Source organism: Neolewinella lacunae (assembly GCF_014349155.1).
Classification (GTDB): domain Bacteria; phylum Bacteroidota; class Bacteroidia; order Chitinophagales; family Saprospiraceae; genus Neolewinella; species Neolewinella lacunae.
In genome coordinates this window covers 160,192-182,376 of sequence record NZ_JACSIT010000100.1, presented here as the reverse complement: position 1 = coordinate 182,376, position 22,185 = coordinate 160,192, and the positions used below count along the sequence as shown (strand labels likewise).

Below are 22,185 nucleotides of genomic sequence, written 5' to 3'. Positions count from 1 at the left end.
CCTCTCCTTTGCTACCGAACGACTTCCCTGGCACCTGCGGCCGCGCCCTGGCTACTCCAGCAACTCCGGGGCGAGAAGTTCCAGGGGAAGGTCGGCCTGGGCATTAGCGGCATTATCGATGACTACGGCAATGACGAAAGCGCCCACGGCGACGATGATGCCGAAGAGGAAGATGTTGTAGCAGATGCGCAGGAAAGTGTACTTTTTGGCCAGCACGACGCCCAGGTAGTATAAATCGCGGGTCATGGAGGAGTAAAGGAAGTCTTCGTCGCGGATCATTTCCATCATGCCGTAGTGAAAGTCGTCAATGGGCATGCTGTAGAAGTTCCCGAAGAAGAGCAGGTTGCTGCGGCGGGCTTTGATGTCTTCGAGGCTGCTTTTGCCTTCGGTTACCTTGGGGCGGGTGGCCTGGATGGCGTAAAACAGGGAAGCGAGGCAAACGCCCACCAGGACCACGGTAGGTACCGTCAGGTGGGGATTGGCGTCGAGTTTAGGGAAGAGGTTGGCCGCCACGATGCTGAGGATGATGGCATTGACCGAGAGCATGATGTTGGCCTTGTTATCGGCGATGCTGCTGAGGTTGACGTGGGTGCGGTAGGTGGCGCGGTACATGGTTTCCACGCCGCGGCCGGGTTTGAAGTCGGGGTCTTCGTCGCGGCGGGCTTTGGCTACGGCCTTTTTGAGTTTCTTGAGTTGTTTGCGGTTCTTTTTGGAGAACTCCAGTTCCTGTAGGTTCGTGGGGGTCTGGTCTGGGAACAGGGCTTTTTTGCGTTTGTAGAGTTGCTGGAGGTGCTTGCTTTTGCGGTCGCCGAAAAGTTCGCGGGCGGCCTCGGTGTGGTACTCGTGGTGGACCATAAAGTCCAGCTCGAAATCGATCCACTCCTGGTCCGACATTACGTGGTTGCGCGTGAGGTTGAATTCCTGGCGGACGCGCCCGCAGCGGTCCCAGTAACTGACGTCGCCGAGATGGCTCAGGTCGGCATCGGCCACAATTTCTTCGAGGAAATTGCGGGGTTGCTGGGGCATGCGCGTGGCCATGATGCAGCCACTGACGTTGTTGAGCAGTTCCTGGTCGCTTACTCCCTGGCTGGCGAGCCAATCCAGGGCCACCTGTACGCTGCGTTCCTCGTGCTTTTCCCACCCCCCGGCGTATCCGGTATCGTGAAACCAGGCCGCGAGGATGATGGCCAGCCGGTCTTGGGCGCTAACGTCGTAGTACTCCGCCAATTCGGTAGCCGTTGCTACTACCGCGCAGGTGTGCTGAAAATTGTGGTACACGAAGTTGGGGTCGACGTTTTCCTTGATGAACTGCTCGACGTAAGCTTCTACGGAGTGCAGCAGGGTAGTCGTTTCGGCAATTTGACTCATAGCCCCCACAAGGTACTGCCCGCCAGCCCAGGATTGCTAGAGTTTCTTGTCAACTTCGCTGAGAATCGTCTCATCGGCCGCAGGAAACCAGGTGGTCAGGCGTTCGCGGGCGTTGGCCCGGACGTCAGCGTTGACGAAGCCTGCAATCGTAACCAGGGCAAAGCTCAGCACCCCCAGGTCATCGGTATAGCCAATCAAAAAACCCAGGTCGGGTATCATATCAATGGGCATGATGAAGTACCCCAGCACACCCAACACGAGCCGTTTGGCCCAGGCGGGCGTTTCTTTGCGGCGGTAGGCGTAGTAGAGTAACAGTGCCGTATACACCGTCTTGAGCCCGGCGGCCGTAGCGAAATGCTTCAGCTTGGCCCAGAAGCGGGATTCACTGAACACACGACGGTAGCGATCTATTTTTTTCATGCCTGGCGGAGCTTAAAGCAGGTTAGGGTAGGAAGCAGGTACGGGTAGAAAACGCACGAAGGCCGGTTTTGGCTCAATGGCTGGCCAATTTGGTCTTGCAGTGGCCGGGGGTTGGGGGGTAGACCCGGGCCGGGTGCCGCACCCCCGCTGAAAGGGAGAATGGGCGAGCCACTTATCCTTACCTTAGCCCCCACGATCCCTAAAAGATTTCGCATGTACCTGCTTTCGGGCAATTCCCCTTCTGTTTTTTTGGTTCGGTTGCTTGCACTCCTGGGCCTTTGGCTGGCCACCTACGCCTGTGTTCCTCCGGGAGAAGAAGTCTACGCTGGCGTGGTGGTGGACCTCAACGATGCCACCAGCCGACGCATCTACGACCACCAGAATGCGCGGCAAAGCGATAGCCTTTTGTATTACCTGAGCGCCGGCAACCCGAGCTACCGCTACCTGGCAGCCCGGGCATTTGGCTCATTCCCGGAGGTCGCGCCGCTGGCCATCGATAGCCTGCAGACCCTTCTGGGCGACCGCAACGAGCTGGTCCGCAGCGCCGCCGCCTACGCCCTGGGCCAGGGGGGCGGACCGGAGATAGCCACCCAACTCGCCGCCGCTTTCGACACCAGTGGGATGCTGCGGGATTACAACGCTGCCCTGTTGGCCGCCGTTGGCAAGACGGGGGATTCCAGCGTACTGCTGCAGGTAGCGAACATCAAGACTTACACCGCCCGCGATACGGCGCTCAACGCGGGCCAGGCCTGGAGCCTGTTCTACTTCGCCCGGCGGGGTTTGCAAACGCCGGCGGGCGACTCCCTTCTGGTAAAGTGGCTGCTCAATCCGCAGACGCCCCCGCGCGTGCGCCAGCCCGCCGCCTTTTACCTGCACCGCTTCGCCATCCCCAACGCCGCCCGCTGGGAAAATGAGCTGCGCGAAGCCCTGCGTACGGAAACGGACCCCAACGTGCTCATGGCCATTGTCCGCACCCTCGGCCGCAGCAAAGTACCTGCCGCCCGGGTCGCGCTGCTGCGGACCTTACGTTCGGCTGCCGACTGGCGGGTGCGCAACGAGATCATCCTTTCCCTGGCGGGGTTTGACTACGCCTCCATCCGTGAACCCGTCGTGGAAACCCTTCGCGATGCCCACCCGCTCGTCCGACGCACCGCAGCGGAATTTTTGCTGGCCAACGGTACCGAAGCCGACGCCACTTTCTACCACCAGCTGGCGCGGGATTCCAGCCAGGCCGACATCAGTCATGTCCTTTCCGCTGCCGCCAACCGCCACCTGGCCCTCTACCTGACCGACTACCGGGGCCGGATCAACTACGATCTCCAACGGGCCTATGCCAATACCAACGATGTGGTGCAGCGGGCCGACATCCTGCGCGCCCTCGGCGAATTCCCCTGGAACTACCGCACCATTTACGAGCTTTACCAGCAAACCAACCAGGCGCCCGTGCGCACCGCCGCTGCCCTGGCGTTGCGGGGAATCAGTTCCCGCAAAGATTTCGACGAATTTTTCCGCGGCAGTGCCCGGCGGGTGCGCCTCGATCTCTCCGTTTACTTCCGGGAAATGATCCAGAGCCGCGCCGTTGGGCCCGCCTTCTACGCCGCCGAGGCCCTGGAAGAACAAGGAGCCATTTACCGGCCACTCTACCTCGAGCTCGACTGGTTGCGGGCCAGCCTGGACGCTTTTGAACTTCCACGGGACATCGAAACTTACCGGGCCGTCGATGCCGCCCGCGCGGCTCTCGCCGGTGAGCCCGCACCGGAACCCTACACTGCCGGGGCACCGGCCAAGGCCATCGACTGGGGGCTGCTGGGGGCCGATGCGGGCCGGGAGGTCGTCTTCCGTACCAGTGCCGGCCGCATCGTGATCAAGCTGTGGCCCGACGTTGCGCCAGCCACGGTTTCCAGTTTCCTCGAGCTGGTGAAGGCCGGCTACTACGACGGCAAAATTTTCCACCGGGTGGTGCCCAATTTCGTAGCCCAGGGCGGTGGCCCCATCGGCGACGGCTTCGGCTCGGAAGCCTTCAGCCTCCGCACGGAGGTGCCCGGCGTGCGTTGGGACCGGCCCGGCCTCATCGGCATGGCCAGCGCCGGAAAGGACACCGAGGGCGTCCAGTTTTTCTTCACCCACCGCCCCACGCCCCACCTCAACGACAATTACACCAGCTTCGGGGAAGTCATCGAAGGCCAGGCGGTGGTGGATGCCCTCACCCAGGGGGCGAAGATCGAAAGCATCCAGCTGCGCTAAGACGCCGCTATTCTTTTTCACCAAAGCTTTTTTGCCGTGCCCCACCCCGACCTCCAACAACGCATTGCCGATGCAGCCACCGCGCACCAAGCGGCGGTGGTCGCCGACCGTCGGCACCTCCACGCCCACCCGGAGCTGAGCTTCCAGGAGGTCAGCACCCAGCGCTATCTGGCCAGCCGCCTGACGGACCTGGGCATTGCCCACCGCAGCGCCGGCGGGACGGGCCTGATTGCCGAAATCCAGGGCGAACAGGGCAGTGGCCCCACCATTGCCCTGCGTGCCGACACCGACGCCCTGCCCATTCAGGAAGCCAACGAAGTCGAATACCGCTCCCAGAACCCGGGGGTGATGCACGCCTGTGGCCACGATGTACACACCGCCAGCTTACTGGGAACCGCCCGGATTGTGCAAGGCCTGCGCCAGCACTTTGCTGGTACCGTACGGTTCCTCTTCCAACCCGGCGAAGAACTGCTGCCCGGCGGAGCGACGCTGATGATCCGCGACGGGGCGCTGGAAAATCCCCGTCCGGCCGCCATTTTTGGCCAGCACGTCCACCCGCCCTTGCCGGCGGGGACGGTGGGCTTCCGGCCAGGCATTTACATGGCCAGCACCGATGAGCTCTACCTCACCGTACGTGGTCGCGGAGGCCACGGAGCAATGCCTCACCAGGCGGTAGACCCGGTGGTGATCAGTGCCTACATCATCACCGCCGTACAACAACTCATCAGCCGGCAAACCGACCCCACGCTCCCCGCCGTGCTCACCTTTGGCCGCATCGAAAGCGAGGGGGGAGCGACCAACATCATCCCCAATGCCGTCCACCTCCAGGGCACGCTGCGGACCCTCGACGAAGCCTGGCGCGCCGAGCTCAAGCTCCGCCTGCGCCAACTCGTCAGCAGCCTGGCTATCGCCATGGGGGGGCAGGCCGAACTCCGTATTGCCGACGGTTACCCCTTCCTGCGCAACGACCCTGGCCTGACGAACTGGGCCTGGGACGAAGCCCGGCGCTACCTGGGCGAAGACCGCGCCGTGGAGTTGCCCATCCGGATGACGGGAGAAGACTTCGCCTTCTACACCCACCACCTGCCCGCCTGCTTTTACCGCCTTGGCGTGGGCAATGCCGGCCGCGGCATCAATAGTCCGGTGCATACCGATACTTTCGACGTGGACGAAAGCTGCCTGGAAACTGGCACCGGGCTGATGGCCTGGCTGGCACTGCGGAGTTTGGTTCATAGTCGATAGTTCACTAGTTCATAGTCGATAGTTCAAGTGCCCTACTGAACTTTGAACTACTAGACTATGAACTACTAGACTACTAGACTACTAAACTACCTTTGCAGCATGCGCGCTAAAAAATCATACGGTCAGCATTTCCTGACGAACGAACACTACGCCCGGCAAATCGCCCATTCCCTACAGCTTACGGAGGCTTACGACTACGTGCTTGAGGTGGGGCCAGGCCAGGGGATGCTTACCAAGCACCTCCTGGAGCGCAGCGAAGACTTCACGCTCACCGTTTCGGAGGCCGACCAAGACATGGTGGCTTACCTCGAAGAGCACTACCCGGAAATTTCGGATCGGATCGTGCCGGGAGACTTTTTGCAACTCGACCTGCGCCGGTGTTTCGACGGGCAGCCATTTGGCCTCATCGGCAATTACCCCTACAACATCAGCAGCCAGATCCTCTTTAAGATGCTGGACAACTACGCGCTCATTCCCGAAATGTCGGGCATGTTCCAGAAGGAGGTGGCCGACCGCGTACTGGCCCCCCACGGCTCCAAAACCTACGGCATCGTGGGGGTACTGGTCCAGATCCGTTACACCTGCTCGCTGGTGCTCAACGTGGGCCGGGGCAACTTCAATCCGCCGCCGCGGGTGGAAAGTGCGGTCATCCGCCTCGTCCGCCGCGAGGAACCGTTGGTGCCCGACGAACGCTGGGGCCTGGCCAAGCACATCGTCAAATCCGCCTTCGGGATGCGGCGCAAGATGCTGCGCAACAGCCTGAAGAGTTGCTTCCCGGCCGAGGTCCTGGCCGAGGACTTTTTCGAGCGGCGGCCCGAGCAGGTCAGCATCAACGATTTCGTAGACCTGGCGATGCGGGCCGAACTAAGTTAGGGCGCGGTCGCAGGTGCTGTGAAGGTCTTTCCAGAGCGGGGGAAGTCTTGCCGGCGGAGAATTGCGGCCGGGCGTTGGAAAGCCCCCGCCACTGCCCCATCTTTGGGCCATGTCTGAACAACTTGCCTCCCTTTCCGCCCGGGGCCAACGGGCGGCCACCCAGCCGATTCGGGCCGATTTCGATCTGTTCCGCACCGCGCTCGAAAACCTCTACCATCCCCAGGACAACCCCGCAGGAGTCTTCACCCTCTGCATCGCCGAGAACCTGCTGAACTGGGAGGAGATGCGTGCGAAGTTGCAATCCATCGCCAGTACCCGGCAGACGCCGGATTGGGTGGCCAGCTATACCTCCATCCTCGGCGCCCCCGACTTCCGGGCGGCGGCGACCCGCTTCCTGGGGCGGATGATTGCGGACACAGAACTGAACCCGGAGTGCCTGGCCGTCAGTGCCGGCGCTACGGCCACCATCGAGATGACGGCCCTCTTGCTGGGGGATCCGGATGACGTGGTCGTCATCCCCGGCCCGGCCTACATGGCCTACACCCCCGATGTGGCCAACAAGGCCGGGCTGCAGCGCTACAACCTCCACCACCTTGCTCCTTCATCCGTTCCCGGCACCCGCGGCCGCGCCCAAGATCCCCCCGCCCCGATTCAACCCGTTTACGAACTGACTACGGACGATCTGGACCGCGCCTACGCCACCCTCGGCGACCGCTTCCGGATGCTGGTCTTGACGCAACCCAACAACCCTACTGGCCAGGTTTTCAGTGCAGAACAGCTGCGCGACTTCACAGACTGGTGCACGGCCCGGCGGATCCATCTGGTCGTCAACGAGATCTACGCCCTTTCCCGTTTCAACCAGGATCACCCGGCGCTGGCCGCCGATTTTGGTGGCGCAGCAGTACCCTTCACCTCCTTCCTCTCGACGCTGGAAAGCCGCAAGAGCCCCTACCTGCATTGGTGGTATTCCTTCTCGAAAGACTTTGGCATTTCCGGGCTGCGGATGGGCCTGCTGTACACCCACAATGCGGTCCTCCTGAAGTCGTGGGCCAATTTTGGTGCGCCCAGCGTGAGCTCTAACTACCCACAGTGGTTGCTCAGCGAGCTGCTGGACGACACCGAATGGGTGACGGCGTTTGTGACGCGCAACGCCACCCGACTCACCGAAAGCTACGCGGCGGTGGTGACTACGCTGCGCGCCCACGGCATTCCCTACGCGCCGGCCGTGGGCAGTCTTTTCGTTTGGCTCGACCTCTCCAGCCGCCTGGAAGAAGACAGTGACGCCGCTGAACTCGCGCTTTGGCAAGAAGTGTACGACCAGACGGGCATCCTACTTACTTCACCGGTGGGCATGGGCAATCCGAGCCGGGGCTGGTACCGGATGGTGTATTCCTGCGTACCGCTGGCCGACCTTAAGGTGGCCATGCAGCGGCTGGGACAGTGGTTGGGCGAGGTATGAGTAAGCCCCTCGCTCTGGATGCGGTGCAGAGGGTGGAATAGCCCCGGATTCCGGATGCGGTGTGGGTGAGTACCCCCGGATTCCGGATGCGGTGGGGGTGAGTAACCCCGGATTCCGGATGCGGTGCATCCTCCATCCGGGGTTATTAAGGTTGGACCCCTACGGGGTCTGGCGGGGCCACGGCTGGGTCAAATTTCCGTAGTGCCCCTTGTGGCCGTGAGGGAGTAGCTTACTTTTACCAAATGAACGTTATCCTGATTGCCAAGGCCCTGCACGTGGTGGGCTTCGTTTCCTGGTTTGCGGGCCTGTTTTACCTGGGCCGTGTGTTGGTGAACCACGCCGAGAGTGACAACCTGGTGCCCCTGGAAGGAGATACCCCGGACGCCGTGCGCAACCGCCTGAAGCGGGAGATTTTGCACGAGGAATACTCCGCTACGGAAGACCGGGTCTACCGCATCATCGTCAATCCGGCCATGATGATTACCTGGGTGGCGGGCCTGGTGATGCTGGTTTGGAACCCTGGTTACCTGCAATCCGGCACCCCGGGTTGGCTGCACCTCAAGCTGCTGTTGGTCGTTTTACTGGTGGTCTACCAGGGGTACACCAAACGCAGGCTGGTGGTGCCAATGCAACAGAACAAGCGCCCTTTCAGTGCCTGGCAACTGAGGCTCTGGAATGAGGTGCCGACCTTCTTTCTGGTGAGCGTCCCCTTCATTGCCGTGTTCGGCCTGGCGGGGGAGTTGAACTATCTCTACCTGGCGCTCGGCGTTGCCGCGTTCAGCCTCCTGATTTACCGGGCGGCGCGGGCCTACCGGGTGGCGCGTAAGGGCACCTAAGCCTAGGCGGTCTATTTAATGGGGTTATCCGGTACTCCTCAAGGGGACTGTGCTTTTCCGCTCTGCGGGTTTTTCACCACTAAGGCATTAAGGCACTGAGTTGCACTAAGGGTAGGCCGTCTAATTAGCCAGGCCGGAGCCGTACTCACTTTGGCCAACCGGGGAGGCTCAAGCGCTTAATAGGTCGAGACCCTCTGGGTCGTAGGAGAATACGCCAATGTACTTAGCTGGATCGACCCACAGAGGGTCTCAACCCAGGGGGGCACCGTGATTAGCTGGATCGACCCAGAGGGTCTCAACCTAGGCGGTCCAGGCCCCTAAAGCGCGCACGGGTTAAACCCATTAGATTAGACAGCCTAGCACTAAGGGTTTGTCCAAGTTGAGCCTCTCCCGGCTGAAGATCTCGTGGGCGAAAACCCGCTACGGCTTTGGACTAGCTAATTGGACAGCCTACGCTTAAACAGCCCAGCCCTGCCCTATTCCTCCCGATTGAGTTGGTACCAATCGATGTTGCGGGTCAGCCACATGATAGTGGCCAGGATGAGCAGCAGGCCCAGGGAGCCCACAAGGAGGGCGTAATCCTGGAGTTGCAGCAAGCTGTAGAAGAACACGTAGAGAATCACCAGGATGCCCGCGACCAGGAGGGTGAGCTTTAGGTTGCGCAGGATGAACCAACTGTATCCCGTGATCAGCGTGACCACGGCCGCGCAACTCAGCCAGTAAGCCGAAGCAAAAAGCAGGTGCTCGCTGATGGAAAGCAGCAGCACGTAGAAGAGAATAATGGCCGCACCGATGAGCAGGTACTGGACGGGGTGGACCTTCCGTTTGTTGAGCACTTCGATGAAAAAGAAGGTCAGGAAGGTGATGAAGATAAACAGTACGGCAAAGCTCGTGCTCCGGTAGGTTTTCTGGTATTCGTCCACGGGCAGGAGCAGGCGGAGGCCCAGGACGTCGTTTTCGCTTACCGCTCCGTCGGGATAGTAGCCACCTTCCACGTAGCCGCCATCCACGTAGCCACGGGAGGATTTGCCGATGTAGGCGCCGGTACCTTGCTGGGGGTAATTCCGGTTCAGCTGCAGAACTTCCCACGTGGCGGTAAAACCAGCGGGACTCACCTCCCGCTCCTGTGGCAAAAAGCTGCCGTCGAAACTGGGGTTGCCCCAGCCGCCGCTGAGTTGCACCGTGGTGCGCTTACCGAAGGGCCGGAAATACAGGGCTGAGCTGCCGTTGAGATCGAGCGAAAAGCTGAAGTCGGTTCGCTGCTCCGCCCCCGTTACGGTCACGGCCGTACTGGCGCCGCTGTCGAAGAGATCGTTGGTAATGGTGCCCGGCCCCAGGCTGCGGGTGGTGTCTCCGAAGCGCAGGTCGATGGCGGCCTGCACGCCGGTCATGTCGCTGAGGCCAATGGAGAAAATGGCGTCTTCCCACTGGAGGGCCGTCTCGGGGATGTTGAGCGCAGCAGCGTCGTAAGCCCCAAAGTGGCCCGTAACCTGCAGGCGGGTGTTGTACAGCACCACCACAAAAATGCCCCGGTAGCGCTCTTCGGGGTTGAGGGTGCCTTCAATGTTGATTTCATCGGGCAGGAAGTGGGCGTAACCGGAAGTGGTCAGCGTTTTTCCTTCCGCGTCGAGTACCTGGTAGCGGTAAGGAACGGAAATTACCGGTCCGCCCACCGTTTGTTGGAGGCCCCATTTGGATGCCACCTCCGTTTGCGCACTGTCGCGCAGGCTCTGCCGGTCGCGGATGAGCCCGTCGAGCATACTCGTAGGAATTAGCAGGAAGAGAATCATCACCCCGATCACCAATAGTTTCAGGGTGACGGAGCGGCGGGCCCATTCATTGAGTCGTTCTAAGGTTGACATGCGGATACGAGGTGGTATGAGGCGAAAGATCGGGCTTTTTCGGTTGATCTGGACCGGTGGTCCGGGTTATTTTCTTGGCCCATGGAGTTGCATGGAGTTGGGCATGGAGTTGCTTGGAGTTGGGATCAATCCAAACCGCTGGTCCGAGTTATTTTCTTGGCCCATGGAGTTGCATGGAGTTAGGCATGGAGTTGCTTGGAGTTGGGACGAATCCGAACCGCTGGTTCGGTTATTTTCTTACCCCATGGAGTTGCTTGGAGTTGGGTGAGGTGGAGGGGTTTCACGGCGACTGCTTATTCTTAGTCCCTCTTCGTGATCTTAGTGGTTCAAAAATGGTGGAGCCGTTGTACGCCGACGTGAAAAATCTTCACCTCATCCCCCAAAATCAATCTCGGCGTTGTCGCCAATGTTAAGCGACTGCCGCAATCCACCGATACTGGCGTCGTTGCCCACCACCGACTGCCGCAACACGATGTCGTGAATCGTAGCGTAATCGCCAATGATGGAGTCGGAAACAATGGCGTGCTCCAGCTTGGTGTTGGCTCCCAGGGTGACGTAAGGGCCGACGATTGAGTTGGAAATCACGCAGTCGGGGCCGATGTGGACCGGATGGATGATGATGCTGTTGTCAAAAGGCGGCGGATCGTCGGTAGCGAAGCCTTCGCGGTCCAGGAAAATGGCGTTGGTTTCCAGCAGCACGTCGTAGCGGCCACAGTCGAACCAATTGTCTACGGCGATCGTGCGCAGCTCCGTTCCCCACTCGTGCATGCGGCTCAGGGCGTCGGTCAGGGTGTATTCGCCGATGCTGCGGATGTTGTTTTTGAGGTTGTAGGAACAGGCTTCGATGAATTGTTCTACCTCGCGAATCTTGTAGCAGCCTACCATGGCTAGGTTGGACTTGGGAATGGTCGGTTTTTCTACCAGCGCCCGGATGTTACCCTCTACGTCTTTTTCCACTACCCCGAATTTGCGGGGGTCATCGACGTTTTTCACCCCGATGCAACTCACCTCGCTATCGCGAAAGGCGTGCAAATCGGCGTCCAGGATGGCGTCGCCAAAGAAAATCATGACCTCATCGGCGTCGGCGTAGTGGTCGCGGGCCAGCCAGATGGCGTGCGCAGAGCCCATCCGCTCCTCCTGCTGTACGAAAACGGTGTTGAGGTAGGGGTAGGTGCGCTCAACGTATTCCCGGATTTTTTCGCCCAGGTACCCGATGATGAAGATAAACTCTTCCACGCCCAGGTCGATGAGCTGCTCCACCATAAAACTGATGATGGGCTTACCGGCAACGGGAATCAGGGGTTTGGGTTGGGTATACGTGAGGGGGCGCAGGCGAAGGCCTTTACCGGCCACGGGAATGATGGCTTTCATGGCCACAAGATAAGCTGACCACGCGTAGCTACCGCAGCAAAGATGGAAAGCTTTGCCCCGCCAGCGGACAAAACAGATGGGGCGGACAAAAAAATCCCCGGGCCAGCGCGGTAGCGCAGAAGACCCGGGGATCAGCTGTTTTCTGGAATGGACCGTCGCCCGCCCGCGCTTAACGCAGGTTGCGCGCGCCCTGTACGAGGAGGTTCACTTCGTTGTTGAGGACTTCCACGAAGCCACGATCAATGGTGAAGGTCATTTTGCGATTGGCGTCGCTGCTTTCGGCCATGGCTTCCTGCTCTTCGTCGTAAAAGCGGAAAGTTCCCGTAGCGGCGGTTTGCAGGGTCACCTTCCCGGCGGAAAGTGCGGACACCAGGGGAGCGTGGTTATCGAGCAGCTGGAAAGACCCTTCCACGCCGGGCAGGCTCACCTTGGTGATGGTGCCCGTAAAAATGGTACGGTCTGGGGTAAGAACGGAAATCTGCATGGGGGGGAGTTTCACTTGCTACGCCGCAGGGCAGTGGCTACTACGTTAGGCGTAGCAGTCTGCCCGGCGGCGCGGCTCATTTATGCTTTGGCCAGTTCGGCTTCGCCCTTGGCGATGGCATCTTCGATGGTGCCCACCAGGTTGAACGCGTTTTCGGAATATTTATCGACCTCGCCGTCGATGATCATATTGAAACCCTTGATCGTGTCCTTGATGTCTACGAACACGCCTTTGAGGCCCGTAAACTGCTCGGCAACGTGGAAAGGCTGGCTCAGGAAGCGCTCCACGCGGCGGGCGCGGGATACGACGAGTTTGTCTTCTTCGCTGAGTTCGTCAAGGCCGAGGATGGCGATGATGTCCTGCAATTCGTTGTAACGGGCCAGGATGTTGATTACGCGCTGGGCCGTTTGGTAGTGCTCTTCACCGATGATGGCGGGGTCGAGGATGCGGCTGGTGGAATCCAGGGGGTCTACCGCAGGGTAGATGCCTTTGGAGGCAATCTTCCGGTTGAGTACCGTGGTGGCGTCCAGGTGGGCAAAGGTGGTGGCCGGAGCGGGGTCCGTCAAGTCATCCGCAGGTACGTAAACGGCCTGTACGGAGGTAATCGAACCACGCTTGGTAGAGGTGATGCGTTCCTGCATCAGACCCATCTCGGTGGCCAGCGTTGGCTGGTAACCTACCGCCGAAGGCATCCGCCCGAGGAGCGCCGATACCTCAGAGCCCGCCTGGGTGAAGCGGAAGATGTTGTCAACGAAGAAGAGGATGTCGCGACCGCCGGTAGGGTCACTCAGGTCTCCGTCGCGGTAGTATTCCGCGATGGTCAGACCGGAAAGGGCCACGCGGGCGCGGGCTCCGGGAGGCTCGTTCATCTGGCCGAATACGAAGGTGGCCTTAGAGTCTTCGAGTTCCTTCATGTCGACCTTGCTCAGGTCCCAGCCGCCATTTTCCATGTCGTGCTTGAAGGCATCACCGTACTTGATGATGTTGGATTCGATCATCTCGCGCAGCAAGTCGTTGCCTTCGCGGGTACGCTCCCCTACGCCGGCGAATACGGAGATACCTTCGTAGCCTACGGCGATGTTGTTGATGAGTTCCTGGATGAGTACCGTCTTGCCTACGCCGGCACCGCCGAACAGACCAATCTTACCTCCCTTGGTGTAGGGCTCGATGAGGTCAATTACTTTGATGCCGGTGAAGAGTGGCTCGCGGTCGGTGGCCAGGTCTTCGAAGCGGGGGGGATCGTTGTGGATCGGGCGGGCGTTGGCACCCTTGGGCACGGAAGGCATACCGTCGATGGGCTCGCCAACGACGTTGAAGAGGCGGCCTTTGATGGCGTCACCAACGGGCATGGCGATGGCGCGGCCGGTGTCGGTGACGAGCGTACCGCGGGTCAGGCCGTCGGTGGCCTCCATGGCAATGGTGCGCACAGAGTCTTCGCCGAGGTGTTGCTGTACTTCGAGCACGAGGATCTCGCCATTGGGGCGGGTGATCTCAAGGGCGTTGAGGATGGCCGGGAGACTGGCGTTTTCGCCGGAGAAACTTACGTCAACGACGGGGCCGATGACCTGCTTTACTTTACCGATATTTGCCATGAAGCGATGCTTGGTAGTGCGGGGGGAATTCAATTGAGCCGCAAAAGTACATCGTTTAAAGGAAGTGACAAAGCATTTCCGCGCGGGATTCTTCCGTTTTTGCAGGGAGCGCAGTGCAGGATAGGCGGGTACCAGGACCAGCTGCACCCTTTCGCACCGTTCAAGGCCAAAAGGGCGCGGCCGCAGGTCCAAGGAAAAGACCACATAATAAGGACGTCCGATGCTTCTGATTGCTCACCCGAACTTCCACGGTGGAAGTTGGGGTAGGGACACCCTCAACCGGCCTTTCAGAAGGAGGGAGGTATTTCCCAAATCAGGCCTGCACCTTACCCGTACCTTACCCTTCCTGCTCCGCACACGCAACCCTTTTTCCATTTTGCGCAAAAAGTTTTGCGGAGTCAAAAAAAGGCCCTATCTATGCAATCGATTGTTAGAATAATATGGCAAAGCGATCAAGCAGAACAACGATTCACGACATTGCAGGTGCGTTGGGGCTGAACGCCTCGACGGTCAGCCGGGCGCTCAATGACCACCCGGCCGTGAGCCGGCAGACCAGGGAGCTCATCCAGGGCAAAGCCCGGGAGATGGACTACCAGGCCAACCACATTGCGGCCGCCCTGCGCAAGGGGCGGAGCGACATTCTGGGGGTAATTGTTCCGGCGGTGGACCGGGCCTTCTTTGCCAGCGTCATCCGCGGCATTGAGGAAGAGGCGGACCGGGAGGGATTCCGGGTTATCGTCTGCCAGAGCTACGACTCTTCGGAGCGGGAGCGGACCATGGTCGAAACCCTCCAGCGCCTGCAGGTGGATGGCATCCTGATCAGCTCGGCCAAGGATGGCAAGAACGACCTGGAGTTTTACCGCCGCATCATCGCCTCGGGCCAGCCCATCCAGTTTTTCGACAACGTACCGCAGGAACTGGACGTCCCCAGCGTCGTCATCAACGACCAGCAGGGAGCCTACGCGGCAACGGCCCACCTGATCGAGCAGGGCTACCAGCGGATTGCCCACCTCCGGGGCCCGCAGCACCAGCACATTTACCGCGACCGCTTCCGGGGCTACCTCGATGCGCTGCGGGATGCGGGCCGGCCAACGCCCCCGGAATACATCGTCGACATCGTATCGCACTTCGACAGTGGCAAGGAGTCTTTTGCCCGCCTCTGGAGCCTGCATCCCCGGCCCGACGCCATCTTCAGCGCCAGCGATTTCAGCGCGGCAGGTGGCATCAAGGCCGCACAATCACTCGGCGTGAGGGTGCCGGAAGACCTGGCCTTCATCGGGTTTTCCAACGAGCCCTTTACGGAATTGATCACGCCTTCGCTCTCCAGTGTCGACCAGCAGACCCTCACTATGGGGCAACGCGCCGCACGACGGGCGATCGATACCATCAAACAGCGCAATGCCCTGGACGTCTCCCACGAGCGCCTGGTGCTCTCCCCCAAAATCATTCTCCGCGCTTCGTCTTTGCGGAACGCCAAATAAGTTTTTGCCATGAGTTTCCTGCCCGATCATCCGCTGCTTGCGGCCCTGCCGGATGCGTCTGAAGAACAGCGCTTCCGGACCCTTTTTGATCGTTACTTCGCCGGCCTGCTGCACCTCGCCGAAAGGATCGTCCACTGCCCCCACGAGGCCGAAGAAGTGGTCTTAGACGTTTTCACCAAGGTGTGGCACCAGCGGGAGGAACTCGTCGTCCACGGCAACGTACCGGGCTACCTGGCCTCTGCCGTCCGCAACCGCTCGATCGACTACCTGCGCCGGCGCAACCGCCACCGCAACATCACGGCCGACCTGCCCATTCACCGCCCCTGCTCCGCGCCCTCCCCCGAAGAACAGGCGGCTACCAAACAGCTCCAACACCTCATCGAGGCGGCCATCCAGGAACTGCCCACCCGCGGACAACAGATCTTTCGCCTCAATCGCTTCAGCGGACTTACCTACCAGCAAATTGCCGATACGCACGGCCTGAGCCCGAAAACCGTGGAGACCCATATGCGCAGAAATTTGATCTTTTTGCGCAATCGATTGCAGCGGTATTGCGATCTGCCGTTGTAGGGGGAGCAAGGTATTTTCGCGGCTTCAGCCTGACTGTTTGGGTTGGGCTGAAGCCCGAAGTGCCTGGGTCAGGCTAAAGCCGCGACAATACCTGGGGCTGAAGCCCGAAGTGCCTGGGTCGGGCTAAAGCCGCGACAATACCTGGGGCTAAAGCCGCGACAGTACCTTTTGCAACTTATCGCCTCCTTTGGCGTTAGCATCCCCTGTACATAATAAGGTCACCCATCAGCCGCCAGCGTCCCCCGATCCATCAAGTTACCATTCCTGCTCTCTTGCCCGCACGGCGTTGGCAGCTCAGCAACGGCTTGCCGGTAGTGGCCGTTACGGGCGTGGAACAGCCCGTGCTGAAGGTAGAACTGATAGTGGATGCAGGCCGTCCCTTTGAGCCGCGCAAGCTCATTTCGGCCCTGACCGACGATCTGCTTACGGAGGGCACCAGGCACCGTTCGGCCGCCGAGGTAGAGGCTTTTTTCGAGCATTTCGGTACTTCGCTGCGGCAGCCTGACCTGATGGACACCAACAACCTCTCCCTTTCCACCATTCACCGGCGGGCGGCGGAGGTCTTGCCGGTGATGGCTGAAGTGGCCATTTCGCCCAGCTTCAGCGTGGAAGGATTTGAGCGGATGCTGCGGCGGCGCAAACAAAACCTGCGGGAAAACCTGGCGGATAACGACACGCTGGCTTACCGCCTCATTACGGAGGCTATTTTTGGTTCTCACCACCCTTACGGTTACAATTCTTACCTCGATAGTTTCGAGGGCATCGGACCGGAAGACCTGGTGGCATTTCACCGCCAAACCTACCACGCCGGCAATGCTACGCTGTTCGTGGCGGGCAACGTCACGCCAGCCATTGAAAAGTTGCTCGACGAGACCTTCGGCCAAATGCCTTCCGGCGGGAGCGTCCCGGCCCCTACCCTGCTGGCCAAACCCACCCAGCCGCGGCTTTTGCAACTGAGCCGGCCGCGCGCGCAGCAGTCGATGATCCGCCGGGGCCGGAGTGGCATCCAGATCACTAATCCCGATTATCCCGGACTAGTGGTGCTCGACACCGTATTCGGGGGCTACTTCGGCAGCCGCCTGATGCGCAACATCCGCGAAGAAAAAGGCTTCACCTACGGTATCGAAAGCGACCTGGAAGTGTACCGCTTTGATGGCACCTTTGGCGTATCGGCCGACGTCGCGAATGAGAGCCTGGTGGAAGTCCGGCGGGAAATCGATCTGGAAGTGGAGAAATTACTACAGGACCCCGTTCCCGCTCCCGAGCTCGATATGGTCCGGGCCTACCTGAGCGGCAACATTGCGATGGGCCTGGACGGCGTCTTGGGCCACGCCTACCGCTACCGCGCCGCCCTGATCAAGGACTACGATGCCAACGATTACCTCCAGCGGCTGGAAGATACGGTCCTGCACATCACCCCCGCCGAGCTTCAGGACCTCGCGCAACGCTACCTCTGCCCCGGGCAGGACAGCGAAGTCATTGTGGGCGGTGCTCCACCGGTAGACGGAGTGGAGATGGTGCTGGATGTGGAACGGCCTTTGGATGTTTGATGTCAGATGTGTGATGTCAGATGTGTGATGTAAGAGGTCGGATGTACGATGTCGGATGCCGGGTTTGTGATGTTTGAGACTGTTCAGCTTGTGTCTAGTGAACTATGAACTAGTGAACTACTGAACTCTCCCTAGCTTTTGGATAAAGCACGGGCTTTTGACCTTCCTTGCTGTTCGGAGGGACGGACCGGGCACCTGCGGCCGCGCCCAACATCCAATAAGATGGAGCGAGAAACGGTGGCAAATGGCCTGGGGCGGCCGGAAAAGGAGGGAGAAGAGCGGGAGGAAAGACAAAATTTTCTTGTCAAAAACAATAAGTGGCTACAATGGCGGGTTTACCGTGCTTTTTTACGACTTTTGCGGAAAGAACAGCGGGAGTCGCTTTAGAACATAATAGATGAGGTTTTTCAACCTGTTTCAGCAAAATTTAGCCATTGACCTGGGTACGGCCAACACCCTGATCATCCAGAACGGCAAAGTAGTCGTCGACGAGCCTTCGATTGTGGCCATCAACCGCAAGACGGAGGAGACCATTGCCGTGGGATACCGGGCGATGCAGATGCACGAGAAGACGCACGACAACATCCACACGGTGCGGCCGCTGCGGGACGGCGTGATTGCCGACTTCCGGGCCGCCGAGCAGATGATCAAAGGAATGATTGAGATGATTGGCAACCGCCGGTCGTTCTTCACTCACCTGAAGATGGTCATTTGTATCCCTTCGGGCATCACCGAGGTCGAAAAGCGGGCCGTATTTGAGAGTGCGGCGCGGGTGGACTCCAAGGAGACCTACCTGATTTACGAGCCGATGGCTGCGGCCCTGGGCATCGGCCTCGACGTGGAGGAACCGATTGGCAACATGATTGTCGACATCGGGGGCGGGACCACCGAGATTGCCGTCATTGCCCTTTCGGGAATCGTGTGTGACCAGAGCATCCGTACGGCGGGCGACGAGTTCACGGAGAACATCGTCAACTACATGAAGCGGACGCACAACATCCTCATTGGGGAGCGCACTGCCGAGCAAATCAAAATCAACGTGGGTTCTGCCCTGGGGCAGTTGGACGACCCACCGGCCGATTATGCGGTCAACGGCCGCGACTTGCTCAACGGCATTCCCCGGCAGATCACGGTCACCTACCAGGAAATTGCTACGGCCCTCGACGAGAGCATCGTGGCCATTGAAGAGGCCATCATCCGTGCCCTCGAAACCACGCCACCGGAATTGGCCAGTGACATTTACAGTACGGGCCTCTACCTGACGGGCGGAGGAGCGATGCTGCGGGGCCTGGATAAGCGCCTGAGCATGAAGACCCAGCTGCCCGTGCACGTTGCCGAAGACCCCCTGACGGCCGTAGTGCGGGGCACGAGCAAAGCCCTTTCCGATACCTACCGGTACCGGGCCATTCTGGTTCCCAGCAGCAGCGTCAGCTAAACCAGGCGGGCAGCTGAGCAGAACTACGGCACGACAATGACACCAACCACCAGGCTAAGCAGTAATGGAGCGTATTCTCCGGATATTTTTCAATAACGGGAGCTTTTTCACCTTCGTTGGCCTGCAACTCTTGTGTCTCTACCTGATCATAAATTACAACAGCAACCAGGCGGCCATTGCGGCCGAGACCTGGTCTATCCGCTCCGGCAAATTCAAGAGTGCCCTCACCACCGTCAATGGCTACCTGGATCTGCGGGAGCAAAATGAGATCCACCGCCGGGAGATTGCCCGGCTAAGGAGCCTGTTGCCCGAATCGGGTTACAACATCACTACGGAAATTGACAGTATCCAGGATGACTCCTTGCTGCAGCGCTTCAACTTCCTGACTACGCGCATCGTCAACCGCTCGCCTTACAACCCCAACAATACGCTGGTGATTGACCGGGGCGCGCGCTTTAGCGTCCAGCCCGGCCAGGGAGTGATGAACGAAAGTGGCTTGATTGGCATCGTGGACCGAACGACTGACCGCCACGCACGCGTACTTTCCATCCTCCACCAGAGTACCAGGATCAGCGCCGGGCTGGCCAACCGGGGCTACGGCACCCTGCGCTGGAATGGCCTCGACCCGCGGCGGATGACGCTCATCGATTTGCCGGACTACGTTCCGGTAGCGGAGGGAGACACGGTGTACACCACGGGCTTTTCCAACATCTTCCCGACCGGGCAAGTCATTGGTACGGTAGAAAAAACCGAGCGGCAACCCGGTGCGGGCAGCCTCAACCTGACGGTGCTGCTGAGCAACGACCCGCTGCGGGCCACCCACGGCTACGTGGTGCAAGACCTTTTCAAGGAGGAACTCGGCAGCTTAAACGAGAACTAGCATGAGGGGAAACGACGCCATCAGCAATGCCCTGCGCTTCTTGCTCATTCTTTTCCTGCAGGTGTTCCTGTTCCGGCAGGTCAGCCTCGGCCTGGGGGGCAAAGAGTACCTGTTCATCTACCTCGTCCCCGTCTTCACGGCCTTGTTACCGCTGCGGACGCCGCGGCCCCTGGTGGTGCTTTTTTCCTTCCTGCTGGGTATTTCGGTGGACTTGTTTTATGAGACGCTGGGTGTCCACGCGGCGGCAGCTACCTTTGTAGGCTACGCCCGGCAGTTTGCCCTGGGACTGCTGGAGCCCCGCGACGGTTACAAGGCCAAATCCAGTCCGGAGGGCAAAGACCTCGGCAACCGCTGGTGGATGCAGTACTTACTGCTGATGGTAGGGGGCTACTGTGTATTCTTTTTCAGTATGGAAGCGTTTTCTCCGGTATACTGGCGTGACATTGTGGTCAAATCTTTGTTTACCATTCCCGTTTCCTGGTTGTTCTGCATTATCTTGGTCACTTTCTTAAGGCCACGCATTTAGGCATGAGTACGCTTACCAATAAAAGGATAGACACTCGGGCAACGATCATTCGCATCATGTTCGTCGTCGTTGCCGTTGCCCTGGTGGCCAAGGCCTTCAACCTGCAAATCCTCAATAAAGAGTGGATCGAGCGGGCCAGCCGCGTGGGCTACGACAAAGAAAAGCTCTACCCCGCCCGGGGGCTGATGATGGACCGCCACGGCAATCGCCTGACCATCAACGAGCCCATCTACCAGATCGAACTTACCTACAAAGAGTTCGAGAAAAACAACGCCCAGTTCGATACCCTCGAATTTTGCCGCCTGCTGAACATCACGCCGGAGTACTTCGTCAACGCCATCCCCACGCAGTGGGCCCCCAAGTTCAGTAAGAGCAAACCCTTCATTTTCCTGCCCAACGTCTCGCCCATCCAGTACGCCACTTTTCAGGAAAACATGTTCCGCTTTCCCGGCTTCTCGGCCAGCCTGCGCAGTTCCCGCTACTACCCCTACCCCGTCGCGGCCCACGTACTGGGGTACATGGGGGAAGTCAACCAAGCCGCTATTGACGCCGGCCAGGGGCAGTACGACCGGGGAGACTACCACGGTATTTCCGGCCTGGAATACGCCTACGAAGACATGCTGCGGGGCAAAAAAGGAGAACGCTGGCGCTACATCGACCGCCTGGGCCGCGACGTCGGCAACGCCCGTCCGGAAGTAGAAGCGGAAGTGGGCACCAACCTGATCACCACCCTCGATCTAGACTTACAACGCTACGGCGAAAGCCTGATGGTCAATAAAATCGGGGCCATCATTGCCATTGAACCCGCTACTGGGGAAATCCTGACGATGATCTCCGCCCCCACCTACGACCCGCGTACGCTGCGCATCGGGCGGGAGCGCGGGGCCTTCTACACGGCCATGCAGCGCGACACCCTGCAACCCCTCCTCAACCGCGCCATCAACGGCAAATACGCGCCGGGCTCTCCGTTCAAGACGCTGGTGGCCCTGATTGCCATGGAAATGGGGACACTCGACCCCGACCGGGGCATGGGCTGCCCCGGTGGATTTACCAGTGGAGGCAGGGTTTTACTCCGCTGCCACAACCATGGCTACATCAACAACGTCCAGGAAGCCATTGCCCAGAGTTGCAACAATTACTTCGTAACGACCTGGCTGGAAAACGTCAACCGCCACGGCGTGCTTTCCCCTAAAGAGGGGGTCGATGAGTTCAACCACTACCTCAAGCAATTCGGGCTGGGGCAAAAACTGGGCATCGACTTCCCGGGAGAAATTGCGGGCTTCGTACCGAGTGGCGATTACTTTGAAAAGAAATTTGCCGATGAGCAGTACTGGCGGGCCATTTGGTTGATCAGCCTCGCCATCGGACAAGGGGAATTTGAACTGACGAGCCTCCAAATCGCCAACTTCGTTGCGTCCATCGCCAACCGGGGCCACTGGTACACGCCCCACCTGATCAAGCAGGTGCAGGAAGGCAACCAGGTCGTCCAGCGCGACCTCAAAATTGAGCGCCACGACATCGACATCAAGCGCGAGCACTTCGAAACCGTAGTTGCCGGCATGCGCCGCACCGTTACCGAAGGCACCGCCCGCGTGGCGAACGTGCCCGATATCGAGATCTGCGGCAAAACCGGTACCATCCAGAACAGTTTTGGGGACCACTCCGCCTTCACCGCTTTTGCCCCCCGGGATAATCCCCAGATCGCCATTCTGGTCTACATCGAAAACGGCGGTTTCGGCGGTACCATTGCAGCGCCCATCGCCAGCCTGATGATTGAGCGTTACATCAACAAACAGATCGCCCCCAACCGCAAGTGGCTGGAGCAAAAGATGCTGGATACCGACATGACGCAGCGCGGGAAATCGACGATTCGGACGGTGCGGTAGGGCGTACCAACCTTCCCGAACGAAAACGTCGGGTTCTACCCGACGCTACACAAGCGGCCCCTCCAGGGCCGGTAGGGAGCTTCCTTCTGGCGACACACTTAGATGA

18 protein-coding genes are annotated in these 22,185 nt (G+C 59.7%); 12 read left to right on the top strand and 6 right to left on the bottom strand.

Annotated elements, in window-relative coordinates:
- Window positions 1-51 precede the first annotated feature (51 nt).
- Window positions 52-1,368, bottom strand: a complete 1,317-nt coding sequence (locus H9S92_RS10450; RefSeq protein WP_187466658.1) for a Pycsar system effector family protein — start codon at window positions 1,366-1,368, stop codon at window positions 52-54.
- A gap of 36 nt (window positions 1,369-1,404) precedes the next feature.
- Complete coding sequence (locus H9S92_RS10445) at window positions 1,405-1,788, bottom strand: YkvA family protein (protein ID WP_187466657.1); 384 nt, start codon at window positions 1,786-1,788, stop codon at window positions 1,405-1,407.
- Window positions 1,789-2,001: 213 nt separating this feature from the next.
- Here H9S92_RS10445 and H9S92_RS10440 point away from each other — a divergent pair, with 213 nt between their 5' ends.
- From H9S92_RS10440 to H9S92_RS10420, 5 genes are all read left to right on the top strand, one after another.
- The gene (locus H9S92_RS10440) at window positions 2,002-4,032 is read left to right on the top strand and encodes a peptidylprolyl isomerase (protein ID WP_187466656.1); all 2,031 of its coding nucleotides are present in this window, start codon (window positions 2,002-2,004) and stop codon (window positions 4,030-4,032) included.
- A gap of 36 nt (window positions 4,033-4,068) precedes the next feature.
- Window positions 4,069-5,274, top strand: coding sequence for a M20 metallopeptidase family protein (locus H9S92_RS10435; RefSeq protein WP_187466655.1), 1,206 nt, complete (start codon window positions 4,069-4,071; stop codon window positions 5,272-5,274).
- Between the two features lie 99 nt (window positions 5,275-5,373).
- Entirely contained in the window at window positions 5,374-6,147 is a 774-nt protein-coding gene (gene rsmA, locus H9S92_RS10430) for a 16S rRNA (adenine(1518)-N(6)/adenine(1519)-N(6))-dimethyltransferase RsmA (RefSeq protein WP_187466654.1), read from the top strand.
- A gap of 109 nt (window positions 6,148-6,256) precedes the next feature.
- Window positions 6,257-7,606, top strand: coding sequence for an aminotransferase class I/II-fold pyridoxal phosphate-dependent enzyme (locus H9S92_RS10425; protein ID WP_187466653.1), 1,350 nt, complete (start codon window positions 6,257-6,259; stop codon window positions 7,604-7,606).
- Between the two features lie 242 nt (window positions 7,607-7,848).
- Window positions 7,849-8,442, top strand: a complete 594-nt coding sequence (locus H9S92_RS10420; RefSeq protein WP_187466652.1) for a CopD family protein — start codon at window positions 7,849-7,851, stop codon at window positions 8,440-8,442.
- 476 nt (window positions 8,443-8,918) lie between these two features.
- Here the strand turns inward: H9S92_RS10420 and creD are convergent, their stop codons facing one another.
- From creD to atpD, 4 genes are all read right to left on the bottom strand, one after another.
- Complete coding sequence (creD, locus tag H9S92_RS10415; protein ID WP_187466651.1) at window positions 8,919-10,304, bottom strand: cell envelope integrity protein CreD; 1,386 nt, start codon at window positions 10,302-10,304, stop codon at window positions 8,919-8,921.
- A gap of 372 nt (window positions 10,305-10,676) precedes the next feature.
- Window positions 10,677-11,675, bottom strand: coding sequence for a sugar phosphate nucleotidyltransferase (locus H9S92_RS10410; RefSeq protein WP_187466650.1), 999 nt, complete (start codon window positions 11,673-11,675; stop codon window positions 10,677-10,679).
- Window positions 11,676-11,844: 169 nt separating this feature from the next.
- Window positions 11,845-12,159 (bottom strand): F0F1 ATP synthase subunit epsilon, encoded by a 315-nt coding sequence (locus H9S92_RS10405; protein ID WP_187466649.1) that lies wholly within the window; start codon window positions 12,157-12,159, stop codon window positions 11,845-11,847.
- A gap of 80 nt (window positions 12,160-12,239) precedes the next feature.
- On the bottom strand, window positions 12,240-13,751 hold the full coding sequence (gene atpD / locus H9S92_RS10400; protein ID WP_187466648.1) for a F0F1 ATP synthase subunit beta: 1,512 nt from the start codon (window positions 13,749-13,751) through the stop codon (window positions 12,240-12,242).
- 440 nt (window positions 13,752-14,191) lie between these two features.
- Between atpD and H9S92_RS10395 the strand changes: the two genes are divergently transcribed.
- The 7 genes from H9S92_RS10395 to mrdA all read left to right on the top strand — a co-directional run bounded on the left by H9S92_RS10395 (window position 14,192) and on the right by mrdA (window position 22,079).
- On the top strand, window positions 14,192-15,232 hold the full coding sequence (locus H9S92_RS10395; protein ID WP_187466647.1) for a LacI family DNA-binding transcriptional regulator: 1,041 nt from the start codon (window positions 14,192-14,194) through the stop codon (window positions 15,230-15,232).
- A gap of 9 nt (window positions 15,233-15,241) precedes the next feature.
- Window positions 15,242-15,802 (top strand): RNA polymerase sigma-70 factor, encoded by a 561-nt coding sequence (locus H9S92_RS10390; protein ID WP_187466646.1) that lies wholly within the window; start codon window positions 15,242-15,244, stop codon window positions 15,800-15,802.
- Between the two features lie 272 nt (window positions 15,803-16,074).
- Entirely contained in the window at window positions 16,075-17,352 is a 1,278-nt protein-coding gene (locus H9S92_RS10385; protein WP_187466645.1) for a M16 family metallopeptidase, read from the top strand.
- 397 nt (window positions 17,353-17,749) lie between these two features.
- The gene (locus tag H9S92_RS10380; RefSeq protein WP_187466644.1) at window positions 17,750-18,787 is read left to right on the top strand and encodes a rod shape-determining protein; all 1,038 of its coding nucleotides are present in this window, start codon (window positions 17,750-17,752) and stop codon (window positions 18,785-18,787) included.
- A gap of 64 nt (window positions 18,788-18,851) precedes the next feature.
- Entirely contained in the window at window positions 18,852-19,667 is an 816-nt protein-coding gene (gene mreC / locus H9S92_RS10375) for a rod shape-determining protein MreC (protein WP_187466643.1), read from the top strand.
- 1 nt (window position 19,668) lies between these two features.
- Window positions 19,669-20,193 (top strand): hypothetical protein, encoded by a 525-nt coding sequence (locus H9S92_RS10370; protein ID WP_187466642.1) that lies wholly within the window; start codon window positions 19,669-19,671, stop codon window positions 20,191-20,193.
- A 2-nt stretch (window positions 20,194-20,195) separates the two neighbouring features.
- Complete coding sequence (gene mrdA, locus H9S92_RS10365; RefSeq protein ID WP_187466641.1) at window positions 20,196-22,079, top strand: penicillin-binding protein 2; 1,884 nt, start codon at window positions 20,196-20,198, stop codon at window positions 22,077-22,079.
- Window positions 22,080-22,185 lie beyond the last annotated feature (106 nt).